General features: G+C 39.3%; 1 protein-coding gene. It reads left to right on the top strand.

What is annotated here, in order from left to right; all coding sequences use genetic code 11:
- A partial coding sequence (locus E1140_RS21045) for a hypothetical protein (RefSeq protein WP_185153291.1) occupies positions 1 to 214 on the top strand: 214 nt, incomplete at both ends.

Genomic DNA, 214 nt, shown 5'->3' with positions numbered 1-214 from the left:
TATTCCAGATTATCAGGATGTTTATACTCAAGGATCAAATGGAGTATATAATGGTGGATTTATAGGTAACTGGGGTTCTCCTATGCCGAATCATGTTGACAGAATCAATGCTCAGTATGGCACCAATTACTCCAATTCTTATGGTACATATCCAGATGGTACTTCGTATCCAGAAGGTACTGGTCCTAACCCGATCAATAACAGATTTCCAGGA

Origin of the sequence: Fulvivirga lutimaris (assembly GCF_009711525.1) — a bacterium.
GTDB classification, from domain to species: domain Bacteria; phylum Bacteroidota; class Bacteroidia; order Cytophagales; family Cyclobacteriaceae; genus Fulvivirga; species Fulvivirga lutimaris.
The sequence above is the reverse complement of the archived record's forward strand: the minus strand, read 5'-3'. Positions and strand labels throughout refer to the sequence as shown.